The 18,533-nt window shown below is 43.3% G+C and carries 15 protein-coding genes; 4 read left to right on the top strand and 11 right to left on the bottom strand.

Annotated features, from left to right (window positions below; translation table 11 throughout):
- The first annotated feature begins 185 nt into the window (after nt 1-185).
- On the top strand, nt 186-2,096 hold the full coding sequence (locus ACTQWB_RS02475) for an ABC-F family ATP-binding cassette domain-containing protein (protein ID WP_441500198.1): 1,911 nt from the start codon (nt 186-188) through the stop codon (nt 2,094-2,096).
- A 155-nt stretch (nt 2,097-2,251) separates the two neighbouring features.
- Here ACTQWB_RS02475 and ACTQWB_RS02480 read toward each other — a convergent pair whose 3' ends face one another.
- The 3 genes from ACTQWB_RS02480 to ACTQWB_RS02490 all read right to left on the bottom strand — a co-directional run bounded on the left by ACTQWB_RS02480 (nt 2,252) and on the right by ACTQWB_RS02490 (nt 5,900).
- Nucleotides 2,252-3,457 (bottom strand): NADP-dependent isocitrate dehydrogenase, encoded by a 1,206-nt coding sequence (locus tag ACTQWB_RS02480; RefSeq protein WP_441500199.1) that lies wholly within the window; start codon nt 3,455-3,457, stop codon nt 2,252-2,254.
- A 66-nt stretch (nt 3,458-3,523) separates the two neighbouring features.
- Nucleotides 3,524-4,915: a 2-isopropylmalate synthase gene (locus ACTQWB_RS02485; protein ID WP_441500200.1), complete on the bottom strand. Its 1,392-nt coding sequence runs from the start codon at nt 4,913-4,915 to the stop codon at nt 3,524-3,526.
- Nucleotides 4,916-5,042: 127 nt separating this feature from the next.
- Nucleotides 5,043-5,900 (bottom strand): S8 family peptidase, encoded by an 858-nt coding sequence (locus tag ACTQWB_RS02490; protein ID WP_441500387.1) that lies wholly within the window; start codon nt 5,898-5,900, stop codon nt 5,043-5,045.
- A 217-nt stretch (nt 5,901-6,117) separates the two neighbouring features.
- Between ACTQWB_RS02490 and ACTQWB_RS02495 the strand changes: the two genes are divergently transcribed.
- Together ACTQWB_RS02495 and ACTQWB_RS02500 are read left to right on the top strand one after the other, a co-directional pair.
- Nucleotides 6,118-7,407: a chloride channel protein gene (locus ACTQWB_RS02495; protein ID WP_441500388.1), complete on the top strand. Its 1,290-nt coding sequence runs from the start codon at nt 6,118-6,120 to the stop codon at nt 7,405-7,407.
- Nucleotides 7,408-7,560: 153 nt separating this feature from the next.
- A complete protein-coding gene (locus ACTQWB_RS02500; protein WP_441500201.1) occupies nt 7,561-8,937 on the top strand; it encodes an NCS2 family permease in 1,377 nt (458 codons plus the stop codon).
- Between the two features lie 120 nt (nt 8,938-9,057).
- Here ACTQWB_RS02500 and eno read toward each other — a convergent pair whose 3' ends face one another.
- Together eno and ACTQWB_RS02510 are read right to left on the bottom strand one after the other, a co-directional pair.
- Nucleotides 9,058-10,356: a phosphopyruvate hydratase gene (gene eno, locus ACTQWB_RS02505; RefSeq protein ID WP_441500202.1), complete on the bottom strand. Its 1,299-nt coding sequence runs from the start codon at nt 10,354-10,356 to the stop codon at nt 9,058-9,060.
- 204 nt (nt 10,357-10,560) lie between these two features.
- A complete protein-coding gene (locus ACTQWB_RS02510) occupies nt 10,561-10,890 on the bottom strand; it encodes a cupin domain-containing protein (protein ID WP_441500203.1) in 330 nt (109 codons plus the stop codon).
- A 250-nt stretch (nt 10,891-11,140) separates the two neighbouring features.
- Between ACTQWB_RS02510 and ACTQWB_RS02515 the strand changes: the two genes are divergently transcribed.
- Nucleotides 11,141-11,809 carry a DUF6198 family protein gene (locus ACTQWB_RS02515; RefSeq protein WP_441500204.1) on the top strand — a complete coding sequence of 223 codons (669 nt, stop codon included), beginning with the start codon at nt 11,141-11,143 and terminating at the stop codon, nt 11,807-11,809.
- A gap of 152 nt (nt 11,810-11,961) precedes the next feature.
- Here ACTQWB_RS02515 and ACTQWB_RS02520 read toward each other — a convergent pair whose 3' ends face one another.
- From ACTQWB_RS02520 to ACTQWB_RS02545, 6 genes are read right to left on the bottom strand one after another with little or no spacing between them, the layout of a single operon-like run.
- Nucleotides 11,962-12,981 carry a transglutaminase domain-containing protein gene (locus ACTQWB_RS02520; RefSeq protein WP_441500205.1) on the bottom strand — a complete coding sequence of 340 codons (1,020 nt, stop codon included), beginning with the start codon at nt 12,979-12,981 and terminating at the stop codon, nt 11,962-11,964.
- Between the two features lie 37 nt (nt 12,982-13,018).
- Nucleotides 13,019-13,243 carry an acyl carrier protein gene (locus ACTQWB_RS02525; RefSeq protein WP_118578418.1) on the bottom strand — a complete coding sequence of 75 codons (225 nt, stop codon included), beginning with the start codon at nt 13,241-13,243 and terminating at the stop codon, nt 13,019-13,021.
- Between the two features lie 2 nt (nt 13,244-13,245).
- Nucleotides 13,246-14,448: a diaminopimelate decarboxylase family protein gene (locus tag ACTQWB_RS02530; RefSeq protein ID WP_441500206.1), complete on the bottom strand. Its 1,203-nt coding sequence runs from the start codon at nt 14,446-14,448 to the stop codon at nt 13,246-13,248.
- On the bottom strand, nt 14,448-15,965 hold the full coding sequence (locus ACTQWB_RS02535; protein WP_441500207.1) for an amino acid adenylation domain-containing protein: 1,518 nt from the start codon (nt 15,963-15,965) through the stop codon (nt 14,448-14,450). Before ACTQWB_RS02535 ends, ACTQWB_RS02530 begins: the two co-directional genes overlap by 1 nt.
- Nucleotides 15,962-16,936: a hypothetical protein gene (locus tag ACTQWB_RS02540; protein WP_441500208.1), complete on the bottom strand. Its 975-nt coding sequence runs from the start codon at nt 16,934-16,936 to the stop codon at nt 15,962-15,964. The genes ACTQWB_RS02535 and ACTQWB_RS02540 overlap by 4 nt, the downstream gene beginning before the upstream one ends.
- On the bottom strand, nt 16,923-18,434 hold the full coding sequence (locus ACTQWB_RS02545) for an MBOAT family O-acyltransferase (RefSeq protein ID WP_441500209.1): 1,512 nt from the start codon (nt 18,432-18,434) through the stop codon (nt 16,923-16,925). The genes ACTQWB_RS02540 and ACTQWB_RS02545 overlap by 14 nt, the downstream gene beginning before the upstream one ends.
- Between the last annotated feature and the right edge of the window lie 99 nt (nt 18,435-18,533).

Here is an 18,533-nt window from a genome sequence, read left to right on the forward strand (position 1 = left end):
ATGTTATTTTCTTGTCAATTAAACTTGTGCAGAATTACAAATTTTTGCGGATTTTTTTATAAATTGACAATTATTCTTTCAAAAAAACAATTTTTCAAGTATAATATACTGTCAGGACAGAAGCTATTTTGTACCTGATTTGATTTAACAGACTGCCAGACAGATCTGTTTTTAAGGAGGAAATTATGATTTTATCATGTCAGAGCATCTGCAAATCCTTTGGTGAAAAAGTGATTCTTAAAGATGCTTCCTTTCACATAGAAGAACGGGAAAAGGCAGCCCTGATCGGCAATAACGGCGCTGGTAAAACAACTCTTCTGCGCATTATCATGCAGGAGATTTCCGCTGATTCCGGGAATGTTGTCATCGCCAAAGATAAAAAGCTGGGGTACCTTGCCCAGTACCAGGATATCCACGGCCATCACACCATCTATGAAGAGCTGATGACCACCAAGCAGTACATTCTGGATATGGAAGAAAAGATCCGTTCTCTGGAACAGGAAATGAAATATGTAGCCGGCGAGAAGCTGGAAAGCCTTATGAACAGCTACACTCGCCTGACCCATCAGTTCGAATTAGAAAATGGCTACGCTTACAAAAGCGAGATCGTAGGCGTCCTGAAGGGTCTTGGATTTGAAGAGGAGGATTATAATAAACAGATTGAAAATCTGTCCGGTGGCCAGAAAACCCGCGTTGCCCTTGGAAAGCTTCTGATCTCCAAGCCTGACATCCTGCTTCTGGATGAGCCTACCAACCATCTGGATATGGAGAGTATCGCATGGCTTGAGACCTATCTTCTCAATTACCCGGGTGCTGTATTTATTGTCTCCCATGACCGTTATTTTCTGGACAAAGTAGTCACCAAGATCGTAGAGATCGAGGCTTCACAGATGAGGATGTATGACGGCAATTATTCCGCTTATGCCCTTAAGAAGGCCCAGCTCCGTGATGCCCAGTATAAGGCTTATCTGAACCAGCAAAGAGAGATCAAGCACCAGGAAGCGGTTATTACCAAGCTGCGCTCCTTTAACCGCGAAAAATCCATCAAACGTGCTGAAAGCCGTGTAAAAATGCTGGATAAGATCCAGCGTATTGAAAAGCCTATAGAAATTGATAATCAGATGCGTATTTCCCTGGAGCCACGGTTTATCAGCGGAAATGATGTTCTTACTGTAGAAGGACTGTCCAAGGCATTTCCAGGCCAGACTTTGTTTACAGATATTAATTTCGAAATCAAGCGCGGGGAGCGTGTTGCCCTGATCGGCAATAACGGAACAGGCAAAACCACAATTCTGAAGATTCTTAACGGAATCGTAGATGCAGATGCAGGACGTTTTTCCCTTGGCTCCAAAGTACAGATTGGATACTACGACCAGGAGCATCATGTACTTCATATGGAAAAGACCATTTTCCAGGAGATTTCTGACACTTACCCTACTCTGACCGAGACAGAGATCCGCAATATGCTTGCTGCTTTTCTTTTCACCGGGGATGATGTGTTTAAGCTGATCTCTTCTTTATCCGGTGGTGAACGTGGCCGTGTTTCCCTTGCCAAGCTGATGCTCTCCGAAGCGAATTTTCTGATCCTGGACGAACCTACCAACCATCTGGACATCGCTTCCAAGGAGATTCTGGAAGAGGCCCTGAACAGTTATACCGGAACGGTTCTGTATGTATCCCATGACCGTTATTTCATTAACCAGACAGCCACAAGGATCATGGATCTGACCAATCAGGCCATCGTAAATTACATTGGCGATTACGATTATTATCTGGAAAAGAAAGATGAAATGACCCAGATCTACGCTCCTGCCCAGGAAGCAGCCCCCGAAGAAGTGAAAGAAGCTTCTGAGACCAAACTCACCTGGCAGCAGCAAAAAGAAGAACAGGCCCAGAAGAGAAAAAGGGAAAATGAACTGAAGAAAGTAGAAGCTCGGATCGAAGAGCTGGAAACAAGAGACAAAGAAATCGATGAGACCATGGTTCTTCCGGATGTGTGTACCAATGTGGCAGAGTGCACCCGGCTTAGCAGGGAAAAGGCTGCCATCGCAGAGGAGCTGGAGGGGCTTTATGAGAAGTGGGAGGAGCTGGCATAAGGAACCGTTTTCCTGACATTTCCATTTCATTTGTTGTATAAAAGCCAGCTTCAAATATAAAAAGAAGCAGATTTCCGAAAACATATTTCATTTCGGAAATCCGCTTCTTTTTTACTATTTTGCGGTCATATTATAACAAATTTAACATTTTGCTCTTACATCGTCTCAAGCTTTTCACGGATTGCAAGAATAAAATCACGGCTGTTCAGGACTTTCACATCCTTCAGAGTTGTGATCAGTGCCAGGTCTTTTGTCATCTGTCCACCTTCGATAACGGAAAGGGTCGCTTTCTCAAGCTTATCTGCAAACTCCATAAGTTCCTGGTTCTTATCCAGTTCACCACGTTTTCTCAAAGCTCCTGTCCATGCAAAAATAGTGGCAACTGAATTGGTAGAAGTTTCCTCCCCTTTCAGATGACGGTAATAATGTCTCTGAACGGTTCCGTGTGCAGCCTCATACTCATAATATCCATCCGGGGAAACCAGTACAGAAGTCATCATAGCCAGGGAACCAAATGCGGAAGAAATCATGTCACTCATAACATCTCCGTCATAGTTCTTGCAGCCCCAGATAAATCCTCCCTCTGCCTTCATTACACGGGCAACAACATCATCGATCAGGCTATAGAAGAAGGTAATGCCTGTTGCCTCGAATTTCTCCTTAAATTCATTTTCGTAAATGGTGTGGAAAATTTCTTTGAATTTGCCATCGTATGTTTTGGAAATGGTATCCTTACCGCCAAACCACAGATCCTGTCTGGTATCTAAGGCATAGTTAAAACAGCATCTCGCAAAGCTTGTGATGGATTTATCCAGATTATGAACGCCCTGAATCACACCTGGTGTGTCAAAATGATGGATCAGCTCACTTCTCTCTTCTCCATCTGCCCCCTTAAATACCAGCATGGCATCTCCAGGCTTATCAATATACATTTCTGTATTCTTATATACATCCCCATACGCATGACGGGCAATAGTGATCGGTTTCTTCCAATTCTTTACACATGGCTCGATTCCCTTTACCACGATCGGGGCACGGAAAACAGTTCCATCCAGAATGGCACGGATGGTTCCATTGGGGCTTTTGTACATTTTCTTCAAATTATACTCGGACATTCTGGCATTGTTCGGTGTGATAGTGGCACATTTTACCGCAACTTTGTATTTCTTTGTGGCCTCAGCAGCATCTATGGTCACCTGATCATCTGTCTCGTTTCTGTATTCCAGTCCAAGATCATAATATTCTGTTTTCAGATCAATAAAAGGAAGAAGAAGCTCATCCTTGATCATCTGCCACAGAATTCTGGTCATTTCGTCCCCATCCATTTCAACAAGAGGGGTCTGCATTTGAATTTTACCCATTATTTCCTCCTAGTACTAAATTATCGTAATTATACACAGCCAACCTTTATCTCATCCGGTTATCTGTTATTTCAAGGTTATACCAAGACGCTGGCAGGTCTCTCCGATTATGGTTTCCAGCTCTTCATCACAAAGAACGGTTACACGACCCTCTTCGTACTGCTGGTCTACCCATGCTTTGACCATCTTCACAAGCTCACTGTTTTTGTCAATCTTCGCTTCCCCTTTCAGACGGTAATGGCAGTCGATCCAGTGTGCGATTCCAGCAGCTCCGGAAGTATTGGAAACAGCCACCTCTGCAGGACGGCTCAGGAATTTCTCTGTGTCAAATACATTATAGATCTCTTCATTTTTCAGAAGTCCATCAGCGTGGATACCCGCTCTGGTTACATTGAAGTTCTTGCCAACAAATGGTGTCCTCTCTGGAATGTGATAGCCGATCTCCTTCTCATAGTACTCTGCAAGTTCTGTGATAACTGTGGTATCCATACCTCCAAGGTTTCCACGGAGCTGTGCATACTCAAATACCATTGCCTCAAGAGGCGTATTTCCGGTACGCTCTCCAATACCAAACAAAGAAGTATTGACACCACATGCACCATAAAGCCATGCTGTTGTGGAGTTGCTGACTGCTTTGTAGAAATCATTGTGGCCGTGCCACTCGATCAGCTCTGATGGAACACCAGCATGAACCATTATACCATAAATGATACCAGGTACAGAACGTGGGATCACGGCACCAGGATAGTTGACACCATATCCCATGGTATCACAGCAGCGCACTTTGATCGGAATACCATACTGCTGACGCAGCTTCATAAGCTCCAGACAGAACGGAATAACATAACCGTAAATATCTGCTCTTGTGATATCCTCCAGATGGCAGCGGACGGAAACACCAATTTCCAGGCACTCTTTTACAATGCTAAGATAATGCTCCATTGCCTGCTTACGTGTCATTTTCATTTTATAAAAAATATGATAATCAGAACAGCTTACCAGGATACCGGTCTCCTGCATTCCCATATCACGGACAAGCTGGAAATCCTTCTTATTGGCACGGATCCAGCTGGTAACCTCTGGGAACTCATAACCTCTCTCCATACATTTCTCAACAGCGTCACGATCCTTTTTGCTGTAAAGGAAAAATTCAGAAGCACGAATTCTTCCCTCCGGGCCGCCCAGCTTATGCAGGTAATCATAAATCCTTACGATCTGCTCGGTGCTGTACGGTGCCCGTGACTGCTGACCGTCACGGAATGTGGTATCGGTGATCCAGATATCATCTGGCATATGATGTGGAACGACCCTGTCGTTGAATGCAATCTTCGGTACCTCAGAATATGGAAAAAGATTTCGGAATACATTGGGAGTAGCAACATCCACAAGTGGATACATGTGCTCCTCTAACTGAAGCAGATTTGTCTGGCGGTTCATTGAAACACGTCTGTTTTCCATATATATTTCCTCCTCATTGTTTGAAACTCTTGCAGTCCATTTTACTCAATTAAACAGGTAACGTCAAGTGCTTTTTCTTTAATACTGTAAAGTGTTAGTTAATTATCAAAGTGTTTGCCGGCAAACCTTATGTTTTATGATAATGGTCTGCCATTTCTAAGAATCTCTTTCTATTAAATTTCCCCCATCCCTGCTGGTTTCTCGGCAGCCCCATGTCATCTGCACTGTTCATCAGAAGCATTTTGATCCCGGCATTGGTAAGTGCCGGATTTTTCTCAAGGACACAGGCAATGGCTCCTGTTACCAATGGCGTAGACATGGATGTTCCGCTTTTGATGCCGTAAGAATATGGCTTTCCTGGCATACATGACATAATCTTATTTCCAGGGGCTACAATGTCCGGTTTGCATACACATTCTGCCGTGGGACCCCTGCCGGAAATAGCACTTCTCCCTTCCATAAGGTCACTGGAGCCCACTGTGATCACCTTTTTACTGCTTCCTGGCGCTGTAATACTCCCAGGTCTTGGCCCCTGGTTCCCTGCCGCAGTAACAATGACCATGCCTTCATCCCAAAGCTGTTCTACACTTTCCAGAAGCCTTGCGTGATCTTTCCTGGAATTGCATGTAGTTCCTACAGAAATATTCACCACCCTTATCCGGTATTGTTGTCTGTATTCCCGTATCCAGCGGATTGCCCTAAGGACATCTTCCTGGCTTCCATTTCCATAACGGTCAAGCACCTTTAGCGCTATGATCCCGCAGCCAGGTGCCGCTCCCCTGTATCTTCCCATAGACGCTGTTCCGTCTCCCGCCACAAGCCCGGCCACATGGGTTCCATGTCCATTATCATCATAAGGACGCCGTTTGAAATCAAGGAAATCATAGAATGCCCATATTCTGCCTGCAAAATCTATATGCTCATAAATTCCGGTATCCAGGATACACACACCAATCCCCTTCCCGGTATAAAAAGAGTTCCCCATCATTTCCCCCGCATAATAAAAGTTTATAATAAATTATGTTTGCATTTCACGATCTGCTTTGAATTTATAGACAATTTTTGATGTTCCAAAAAAAATTGTCGCATTTTCCGAATGCATATAGTATAATGAAAATACACAAAATTTCAGGTTTATGTAAGAAAAAAGTCTGGCAATATTCGACAATATTCCAGCTTTTCAAATGAGGGGAAGAAAAAGAATTATGGAAAAAGACAACAGACAAACTCCGGAGGATAAATTACATTATTATTCAGGGGCGATCAGACGTGACATGGGAAACCTGTTTAAATGGCTGTTTCTTGCAGTAGTTGTTGGGTGTATCGCAGGTGCTTTCAGCACCCTGTTTTCCTTTGTACTAACTGCTGTGACCAGCTGCCGTAAGGCAAATCAATGGATGTTTTACCTGCTTCCACTGTCAGGCCTTTGCATTGTATTTTTGTATGATGAATTTGGCAAAGACGATGGCGGTACCAATCAGGTGCTTTCCACAGTCCGCTCCCAGGATGATGTGCCGTGGAGATCCGGGCCGTTGATCTTTATTTCCACTGCACTCACCCACCTGACAGGCGGCTCTGCCGGCCGTGAGGGCGCTGCCATCCAGTTAGGAGGAAGCATCGCCAACCTTCTTGGGAGATGGATTCATCTGGATGAAGAAGACCGTCACGTGATCGTGATGTGTGGTATGAGCGCAGCGTTCTCAGCATTGTTTGGCACACCAATGGCTGCAGCTGTTTTTTCCATGGAAGTTGTCAGTGTAGGCGTTATGTATTACACGGCGCTTATGCCCTGTATGATTGCTTCTTTGATTGCCTCACAGTTCGCAGCAGGTATGGGAGTTACACCAGAAGCCTTCCATGTGGTAAATATTCCTGCACTCTCCCTGGAAACAGGACTCAAAATGGGTATAGTCGCCCTTGGCTGTGCAGTGATCAGCATTGTATTTTGCATTATCCTGAATGAAACTGCCAGATTGTACGGCAGGTTTTTCCCAAATAAATATCTCCGCGTGGTGGTCGGCGCAGTTCTGGTGATCGTGCTCACATTGCTTCTCGAAACCAGCGATTACATGGGCGCAGGTGCTGAATTGATTGAAAAAGCAGTGGAAACTGGCAAAACTGATTATATGGCATTCTTCTGGAAAATGATTCTCACCGCCCTTACCATGCGGGCCGGCTTCCGTGGTGGTGAGATCGTACCTTCTTTCTGCGTAGGTGCTACTTTTGGCTGTATGGTGGGACAGCTGGTGGGGCTTTCCCCATCCCTTTGTGCCGCCTGTGGAATGGCTTCTGTTTTCTGTGGCGTGACAAACTGTCCGATTACTTCCATCCTGATCGCATTTGAGATGTTTGGATTTAAAGGCGTATCCTTCTATCTTATTGCCGTGTCTATCAGCTATGCTGCTTCCGGATATTATGGTCTGTATAAAGATCAGACAATCGTGTATTCTAAATATAAGGCCAAATATATTAATAAGCACACGAAGATGTAACAGCCAGCGATTGCGGGAGTGTCAAAAGCCCGGTGGAACCGATTTCCAAAGATATATGATCAACGTTATTCATGAGAATTACAGGAAAGCAGTAATTACGTCCTGTAAAAATAAAATACAGCACATACGTGCTAAAAAGAAGGGGGAACATTTATGAACCTTGAAAAACTTTTTCACCTGAAGGAAAACCACACTGACGTAAAGACGGAGGTTATGGCTGGTATTACCACATTTATGACCATGGCCTACATTCTTGCCGTCAACCCGAACATCCTTTCCGCTGCCGGAATGGACCGCGGTGCAGTCTTTACTGCCACTGCCCTTGCATCCTTCATCGCAACCTGCCTGATGGCATTGTTATCCAATTACCCATTTGTCCTGGCACCTGGAATGGGACTGAATGCCTATTTTGCATATACAGTGGTCCTCGGCATGGGATACTCCTGGGAACAGGCTCTGGTAGCTGTATTTGCAGAAGGTATTATTTTTATCCTGCTTTCCCTTACCAATGTGCGTGAAGCTATTTTCAACTCCATTCCTATGACACTGAAGCATGCTGTTTCTGTTGGAATCGGACTTTTCATCGCCTTTATCGGACTGCAGAATGCAAAGATCGTGGTAAACAACGATTCCACCCTGGTAAGCATGTTCTCTTTCAAGAGCTCCATGAATGATGGAAGCTTCCATTCCGTTGGAATTACCGTTCTCCTCGCCCTTCTGGGAGTCCTGATCACAGGTATTCTCCTTGTCAAAAATGTAAAGGGCGGTATTCTGTGGGGTATTCTGATCACATGGGGACTTGGTATCATCTGTCAGTTCCTGGGAATTTACGTACCTGATCCGGAAGCTGGCTTCTATAGCCTTCTCCCAGATTTCTCCAAAGGTATTTCCGTACCGAGCATGGCACCTACTTTTATGAAGATGGATTTCTCAGGAGTCTTTTCACTTGATTTTATCGTTATCATGTTTGCGTTCTTATTCGTGGATATGTTCGATACTCTCGGAACTCTGATCGGTGTTGCTTCCAAGGCGGATATGCTGGACAAAGACGGCAAGCTGCCGAAGATCAAAGGTGCACTTCTTTCTGACGCTGTAGGCACTACAGTAGGCGCTATGTGCGGTACTTCTACAGTTACCACATTCGTGGAAAGTGCTTCCGGTGTTGCAGAGGGAGGACGTACCGGTCTTACTTCCCTGGTTTCTGCGGTTTTGTTTGCGCTCTCCCTGTTCCTTTCCCCGATCTTCCTGGCTATTCCGTCCTTTGCGACAGCTCCGGCTCTGATCGTGGTTGGATTTTTAATGCTTTCCTCTGTTACGAAAATCGACTTCAGCGATTACACGGAAGCAATCCCAGCATTTATCGCTATCATTGCAATGCCATTCCTTTACAGTATCTCAGAAGGCATTGCACTTGGGGTTATCTCTTACGTTGTGATCAATGTCTGCACTGGTAAAGCGAAGGAGAAAAAAATCAGCGCACTGATGTATGCGCTGGCGATTATCTTTATTTTGAAGTATGTGTTCTTGTAATAAAATATAAACTTCTTGCAATGAGTATAGGCACCTGTCTAAAGACCTCTATCACGTAAATATCCCCTGTCCGGAAAGCTATTTTTCTTTCCGGGCAGGGGATACTTTTATTATTAAGGATTATCGTTTTACGTTAAATGCACCCATTCCCGGGTAAACTGCTGCCTCACCAAGCTCTTCTTCAATACGGAGCAGCTGATTGTATTTTGCTACACGCTCTGTTCTGGACGGAGCACCAGTCTTAATCTGGCAAGTATTTAATGCTACTGCAAGATCTGCAATTGTAGTATCCTCTGTTTCGCCGGAACGATGGGAAGAAATTGCAGTATATCCGGCCTTATGTGCCATCTTGATCGCCTCGAGAGTTTCAGATACAGAACCAATCTGATTTAATTTAATCAGAATAGAATTTCCGCATCCAAGAGAAATACCCTTGGAAAGTCTCTCTGTATTTGTTACAAACAGATCGTCACCTACAAGCTGTACCTTATCTCCCAACTCTTTTGTAAGCTTCTTCCAGCCTTCCCAGTCTTCCTCATCAAGAGCATCCTCAATAGAAATGATCGGATATTTATCAACCAGTTTTTTCCAATGGTCAATCAGCTCATCAGATGTGTAAACAGTACCCGCCTTCGGAAGCTTGTACTCGCCAAGTTTACCGGTTTTCCATTCTGAAGAAGCTGCATCCATCGCGATCATAAAATCTTTTCCCGGCTCATAGCCAGCATTTTTAACTGCTTCGAGAATTGTCTCGATTGCTTCTTCGTCAGATTTCAAAGCTGGAGCAAATCCACCCTCATCACCAACAGAAGTCGCAAGTCCTCTTGATTTCAGAATCGCTGCCAGCGCATGGAAAACTTCTGCACACCATCTCAGGCATTCTTTGAAGCTTGGTGCCCCAACAGGCATAATCATAAATTCCTGCACATCAAGCCCGGAAGAAAGCGCATGGCAGCCACCATTTACTATATTCATCATTGGAACAGGCATACGATTCCCTGAAATACCGCCAAGGAAGCGATACAACGGAATATCAAGAGAAGTTGCAGCAGCGCGGCAGCAAGCAATAGAAACAGCTAAAATAGCATTTGCACCAAAATTTGATTTATCTTTGGTTCCGTCTGCTTTGATCATGGCTTTGTCGATTGCATAAATGTCAGACGCATCCATTCCTGAAATTACATCGTTAATGGAGGTATTAATGTTCTCCACTGCTTTTGTAACACCTTTTCCAAGATATCTGTTCTTATCATTATCACGAAGCTCCAGAGCTTCAAATTCACCTGTAGAAGCCCCACTTGGAGCAGCTCCTCTGCCAATGGTACCATCAACCAGATAAACCTCTGCTTCTACGGTAGGATTTCCTCTGGAATCCATAATCTCTCTTCCAATGACTTTCTCAATTTCCAAGTAATCCATAATATGTATACTCCTTTCATTTTTCAAAGAACCCCTGGAAACTTCAGAGTCAATTTAAAAAGCTCTAAAGCTTTATGACAGCGGTCTTTCTGTCATAACCAGGAGTCCAAATGATTTACACCGTTAGGTTAGCTATTTCTAACTATGTTGGTTAGTATACACTAATTCAGAATGAATTACAACCATTTTACATGATAATATTTTTCAGAAAATAACTACCAGCAGCATTTTGAATCTTTCTTTTCCCATAACCGCATGAGGATGTTTCGCTGGCATTACAATGGATTCGCCTTCGTGCAGCTCATATTTCTCTCCGTCGATGGTAATCTCACCTACTCCATCCAGGCAGGTTACAAATGCGTCTCCGCCGGATTCATGTGTACTGATCTCTTCACCTTTATCAAAAGAAAAAAGAGTAACACTGACTGCATTATTCTGGGCAAGAGTACGACTTACTACCTGTCCCTCCTGATAAGCTACCTGATCCTTTAATACCAGAACTTCTGCTTTGCTGATATTTTTTATTTTTTCCATGGTTAAAACCTCCTATGATTTTATTTTTCCATAATCTGTTAAAACTATACCATAAAGCATTCTTAATTTCTGTTGTTTTAACAACATATTTGTTTTTCTCTTAAAATAACATTTGTTTTTTTATATATTCGTAGTATAATAATTACCGTTTGTGGACCAATACTCTATCAAACCAGTACAGTTACTCACCAGATAGAACATTTGTGTTTCACATATAACGATTACCAAACACCACAGGAGGCATTCTAACTTGAATACGAAAACCACCCAAAAATCTCTCCCTGTTTTCCGTGGAGAACTTGCACTTCTTCTTGCAGTCACCATTAACAGCTTTGGCGTTGTTCTCATGCTTTATTCCGGCACAGGAATTTCCGCCATTTCCAGCGTTCCTTACGCATTTTCCTGCGTATTTCCAAAGGTCAGCCTTGGAACCTGGACATACATATTTCAGGGTCTTCTGGTTCTGACACTTATGATCCTGCGAAAAAAGTTCGTCACACAATATCTGTTCAGCTTTGTGGTCGGTTTCATTTTCGGCGAGTTACTTGATGTACATGAATTATGGATAAACGTCCTTCCTACTGCGATTGGATGGCGTGTCTTTTATTTCATTGCAAGTTATATTCTTATTTGCATCGGAATTGCAATCTCAAACCGCTGTAAAATGCCGATCGTACCAACGGATCTTTTCCCAAGGGAATTATCCCAGATTACTTCTGTGTCCTATCCGAAGATCAAGATCAGTTTCGATGTGATTTGTCTGATCGTCACAGCTGCTCTCACAGGTTTTGGCCTTGGACATGTTAAGGGACTTGGAATCGGTACGGTTGTGGCTGCCTTTACCATGGGAAAAGGAGTTGGAATTGCAGGAGACTGGATGGATAAGCATATGTCTTTTACTTCATTCCTTGCTAAATAATATATTCCCTATAAAGCAAATCAAAGGAGTGAAGCAATCAGATTTCATTTATGGGTTTGCATAAGCAGTCATTTACATTCGTTAGGAATATACAATTCAGCGTATAAAAAAGAAGAAAACTCCCTTCACGGAATGTTTTCTTCTTTTTTTCATCAGAATTTTACCCGGCGGCTAACCGTATGTCTGATATCGTAACTGCTGTTTCCATATACTCCACGATACCAGCCGGCAAATTCGGCTTCCGGATCGTAATATCTGCCACCGATCATTACCCATCCATGACTGGTCATACCATCTGCCGCTCCATCTCTTGTACCAGGTACTCTTCCCAGAATTACATATGGTTTATACCCCAATTCTTTTGCCATTGCTGCAAAAGTACATGCAAATGCATAGCAATCACCGCAGCCTTTTGTAAGCATACGGTAAGCAAGCGCCTGTTGCCATCCTTCCTGATCAAAATCCGGCCAGTAAGTGGAATAATAAAATCTTCCGCCACTGGTGAGATATCGCCAACAGGCATATAATTTCTTCGATTTGCTCATTCCCTGAGTGGTTATCTTAGACATTATAGACATCAGCTTCATTTTCAACTTGGCATTTATATCATTGTTCGCATATCCCTTACTGTTAAAGGTAATATTGGACACGGTTTTATTTTTCGTAAGACGCCCCTTTGAATCTCCTCTGTAAAGGCGTTTTCCAATTTTGAAAAATCCCTTATATGCCTGCCCTTTCTTATTGACATAATATGATGTTTTGCCAACGGTTACGATTTTAGACTTTGATGGCTTGATCAGCCTGCCCTGCAGGTCAAAAACATAAATATATTTTCCAATTTTATTTCCACCGATAGCTGCAGTTCCATCCGCTTTAAAATAATAGCGTTTCTTCTTAATGGTTAACCATTTATTTTTTACTTTCCTGCCCTTTTTATCATAGTAAACATATTTGGTACCTTCTTTTACAAGGCCAATTTTCTTTACTGTAGCTGACGGCTGCTGAGGCTGTGTTGTACCAGAGGTATCCTGCGGTGTATTTGTGGCAGACTGGGCAGGATTTGTAGTAGCCTGTGCTGTATTTGCCGCAGACTCCGCAGCCTGAACAGGTACCGTACATACAACCATTGCACTGGCAACCCCGATTGCAAGCAGTCTTCTTATCTTCTGCATCCTTTTCTCTCCCTCGTATGTATGTAACCTTTCCCGATCAGCCTTTCAGACGGCAGACCATTTCCCAGAGTGCTGCTGCAGAGTTAAAGTTCTCTGGAACAATATCCGCTGGTGTGATGGTAATATCAAACTCATCCTGAAGCTCGCTGACAATAGATAAGATAGCAAAAGAATCCAGAATGCCATCATCGATCAGGGTCTCGCATGTCTCATAATCTGCGTCTGGCTGAATCTCCTCAAGAATTTCAATTAATTTGTCCATTTTTACATTTCCTCTCTTTCTGAATTTAATTCGTCCGTATGCACGGCTTCCCGCACCAGGGTCAGGCTTTTATTCTGCCAGAAATAAATTCTTGGCATCGGCCTGCTAAGGAACAGATAAATTCCCTCTGTTACGGAATATGCACCTACACGCTCAAATATGAGCATATCACTAATCTGTGGTTTTTTCAATGGGAAAAGCTTCACGATCACGTCGCTTACCGTACAAAGTGATCCACATAGATTCCACTGCTCTTCTTCCCCTTCTGTTTTTAACACTCCCTTGCAATCTGTCTGGCTGCAATAAGGCAGTTTCATAGCCATCGCCTGTCCGTAATAATTCAGATGATTAATGCCCCCATCTACGATCGCGTATGACTGTCCGTGATTTACTTTCATATCCACAATGGAAGTGAGGTAAAAACCACACAGATAAGTGAGATAACGTCCCATCTCAAGGATCACATTTCCCCCAAATATAAGACCATCCAGTAATTTTCCAAACTGCCCCAGAACCTCTTCTACAGGTTCTTCTTTGTCCTTCAGGAAATATGGGGCAAACAATCCCGGACCATATTCCAGTTCTTCGGCCTGATATCCATAGGACTGTTTCAGTTCTGTCAGAAATCCATCCAGGTTCTGAAGCTCTTTTTCCATCTGGGATAAATTTTTCTTCTGTGTTCCGGAATAGAACTGGATTCCCAGAATATGAAGGGCTTCATAATTATCACGCATGGAAATAATCTGCCTGATGTCTTCTTCATCCATTCCAAACTGATTTCCACTGGTCATACGGATCAGTACTGAGATTTTCAGCCCCAGCCCCTTAGCAGTATTGTTTAAGTGTTTTAAATGTTCCCAGGATTCTACTGTATAGACCCCTTTTCCGCCGTAAGTTTCAAGCACATACTGAATATCTGCCGGATTCTTATATACGCCGGAGAGTACGATCTTATCCATTGGTATGCCCACTCGCTCGCATATGCGGAATTCACCAGGGGAACACACTTCGAAAAGATCCACATGGCTGTCCATCGGTCTGGTGAGGAACGGATTTGCTTTCATGGCATAGCAGATCCTTGCTTTTCCCTTCAGAAGCCGTTTCACTTTCTCCACATGCTCTGACAGAATATCCAGATCAAAAATATAAGAAGGAGTCGCACCTTTTTCTTCTATAAATTTCTGTAAAAAATCATAACCTGCCATTACCTTCCCTCCTGATATCTGGCTGTCAGTTCTTTTCTGTCGATTTTACCATTCTTGGTAAGAGGCATGGAATCTACCTGGACAAACACATTTGGCACCATAAAATTCGGTACATACTGTACCAACGCACGGGAAAGGGCTTTGCGGTCGATCTCTCCCTCATAAAATGCCACGATCTTATTCCTGGACTGGTCGTAAATACACAAACTTCTGCGGATTTCCGGGATTTTATCCATTGCAGTTTCAATTTCCCCAAGCTCGATCCTGTGTCCCATATGCTTAATCTGGAAATCCTTACGGGTGGCAAAACATAATTCCCCTCTTTCGTTATAGAATGCCAGATCACCGGTTCTGTAGATTGGCTCCAGATACCGGTCATTTAGCGGATTCTGCACAAATGCTTTCTTCGTCTGCTCCGGGTTCCTGTAATAACCAAGTGCAAGCGCGCTTCCTGCCACACAGACTTCACCATTTACACCAGCTTCTGTCACAAGCTTGTCTTCGTCATCCAAAAGGAATACTTTTTCGTTTGGAAAAGCTTTTCCCATAGGAAGCACATCTCCTGGCTGAAATTCCCTGTCCACAATATAGTAGGTGCAATTACAGGTAATCTCTGTGGGACCGTAAATATTTACGAACATGGTTTCCGGAAGATATTTTCTCCAGATGTTCAGATGCTTGATGGGCATCACCTCACCGGAAAACAAAACCTTTTTGATCTTTTCCGGCACCTTATATGTAAAGCCATTTAAAGTACTGATAATGCAAAGTGCGGAAACCGCCCATACGATCGTCGTAACCTCCCTGTCCACAAGAAAATCAAGAAGATTCTTAGGTATAGAAAAATACTGTTTCGGAATGATTTGCACCGTCGCGCCGATTTTCAAGCCAGAATATATGTCCTTCACAGATACATCAAAATCCCAGGGAGCCTGGTTTCCCATAACATCTTCGGAAGTAATATGGAACAATTCCGTGAAACAGTCAATAAAATCAATTACCGAACGGTGTCCTACTACAACCCCCTTGGGCACTCCTGTAGAGCCGGAAGTAAAGATTCCATAGAGGGGATCGGTATCTACCGCCTGACTGCGGATCTGATCCAATATCACCGGATCTTCCACTTGCTGATCCAGTTCTCCTGTAAGAAGAACCTTCCCTTCAAATCCCAGTTTTTCCAGATCCTTCAGATATTTTTCAGAAGTCACGATCACATCACAATCCAGGATTTCCAGAATCTGGTGTATCCTGGCTGCCGGCTGTTTCGTATCCAAAAGAACATAAAAGCAGCCTGCATAAACGGCCCCCATAAACACGCCAATGGTATCCACACTTTTTTCCATAAATACTGGTACTGGAGTTCTTGGCTGGAACCATTTTGTCAGTGCGGTACCGATCTTTCTGGCCCGAAGACGTAACTCCTCGTATGTGCATGCAGAATCCAGATCCGCAAACGCCGTTTTATCCGGGTACTTTACAGATGAATTTTCAAGATATTCCAGAATATTTGTCATCATACGCCCTCTCCCTTCAGTATATTTGCCAAAACCTTTGAATAATCAGAAGCAGCTTCCCCATTCATATGTCCATCATAATCTGTATAATCCTTCAGATCATGGGAAAATGCCTTGAAATACTGGGTGTTAAAATTCAGATAGGTAATTCCTTTCTGATCGAAATACTCTCCGAAATACTGCCATGCTGCATTGTAATTATCACTGTATGCTTTCAGTGTATTAATAGGAATCGGTGTAGTCACCGCCACAAATTCGATATTGTTTTCCTGGCAGAAATCGATTAATCTGCCCAGGTATTCCATATTCTGGGGATTTACCTGGTCTTCCTCAAAGAGCTTTATATTCTTCATTTTCAGTTTGGTAGTATCTACCGGATAACGCTCGATCAGACCACTTTCGTGATATTCCTGCGTATCACTTTTCAGATGGGAAACATCATAATCCTTGTTCCATTTCTGGGTAAATGTCTCTTTGACCTTTCCAAGCTCATATCCCAGGGAATACTCATACCATGGGAAAAGAACAGTCCTGAAATTGCATTTCGCAATGGAATCCCAGAAATACTCCAGCTTCGCCTTTGAAAACGGAAATTCGTGGTAGAACAAAAGGTAATTGTTTCCTTCTTCTTTTTCGGAAACAAAATATCCAGGATCGACCTCATAAATAATTCTTGTGGGCTTCTGCTTCTCTGCGATCAGCTTTGCAATATAATATGCGTCAATCCCATATTCTCCTCCGACGCAGACATTGTGCCCACTTCTCCCTGTGATTTCTTCCATTACAGCAGGGTCAATATCTGTCATTCCATGAGAAGTACCGAGGATAATATCATCATACGGTTCACTTACCACTGCGTGAATATCATTCCGCATAAAAGTGCAGGGATAAAGTGCCATATCCAGGCTGGCCAGAAGCGCTACGCACACTGCCAGCACTACAATTGTTTTTAGGATTTTCTTAAAATTGTGCATAAATAAAACCTCTCGCTACTGCAGTGGAACCAAATAATCCGATGGATACCAGCATGCAGAAATATATGGCAACTGTGACAGGAAGGGGAAGCTTCGCCAGTGATTCCCGGATTTTCACTCCACGCTCCTGCAGTACACCTACAACAAATAAGATCACGCATCCGATTCCAATGATCAGAAGCGCATATGGCGTAAAGGCAGTGCCCTGACGTCCCGCAGGGATCAGAAGCAGCTGTGACGGAGCAAAATGTGTGACAGACTGCTTCATCATATGGAATGCCTGTCCCACGCTGTCTGCACGGTCGAAATACATACTGATCACAACCAGGATAAATGTTCTTACGATTGTGAATATATAATACCAGTTTTCTTTACCAGAAATATGCAGCTTCTTTTTCCAGCTTCGGTAGTTGTCTGCCATTAATCCGCTGAATGCGATAATAATACCATTGTACATACCGTACACGATATATTTCCATGCTGCCCCATGCCATACACCTACCACAAAGAACACGATCAGATTCGCTATACAGATTGGAAGTGTACGGCCGATTTTCTTGCCAAAAGTTTTCTTGCCCCATTTTCCAAATTTTCCCATCCAGCCAGATAAGGTAACAGGGTAAAATACATAATCTTTCATCCAGGTTCCAAGGGTGATGTGCCAGCGATGCCAGAAGTCTGTAATGGATACGGCAAAAAATGGACGTTTGAAGTTCTCATCCAACTCAATTCCAAACATGGAGGCAATACCGATCACCACATCCATTCCACCTGAAAAATCCGCATAAAGCTGTATGGTATAAAACAGAACGCCAAGCAGTGCAACCCCGTTATATTTCGCAGGATCATCAAAAATAGTATCCGCAAAAACAGCAGCCCAGTCAGCCAGGATCATCTTCTTGGCAAAGCCCCAAATGATACGCTCAAAGCCTCTGGTAATGTTCCTGCCATCAAATTTATGCTCTGCATAAAGCTGCTGTGCAAGACGGCTGTATCTGCCTATAGGTCCCTGCAGGATCTGCGGGAAGAAGGATACAAACAAAGCATATTTAAAAGGCTGTTTCTCTGCCTTACATCTTTTCCAGTAAACATCCAGAAGATATCCGGAAGACTGGAAGGTATAAAATGAGATTCCCAGCGGGAGAAGAAGTTCCATTCCCCTTAAGTTCAGATGAAACAGGGAATTGATGTTTTCCACCGCAAAATTCGTATATTTTACAACTCCAAGCATTCCGAAATTAAGGAGCAGTCCAAGAATCAGAAATCTCTTTGCTCCTTTGTGATTGCCATTTTCTTCTCTTTTTTCGATAAAAAGAGCCATCAGCCATGTTACAAGGGTAGAAAACAGAATAAAGACAACATAACGTGGACCACCTGCTATGTAGTAGATATAACTGAAAATAAGAAGAACGATCCACTGGAATCTGTGAGGCACTATGTAATAAACAAGTACACTTGCCGCCACAAAAATTAAAAACAGATTAGATACTAGCGACATATTTTTCTCCTAAAACCGGACAGGGGCCCGCACTGCACTGTACAGTGCACGAGCCCCGTCCTGTAATTGTTCATATTACAATGCAGTCACCATAAAGGT

It is taken from the genome of Blautia sp. HCP3S3_H10_2 (genome assembly GCF_052122375.1).
In the GTDB taxonomy this organism is placed as follows: Bacteria; Bacillota; Clostridia; order Lachnospirales; family Lachnospiraceae; genus Blautia_A.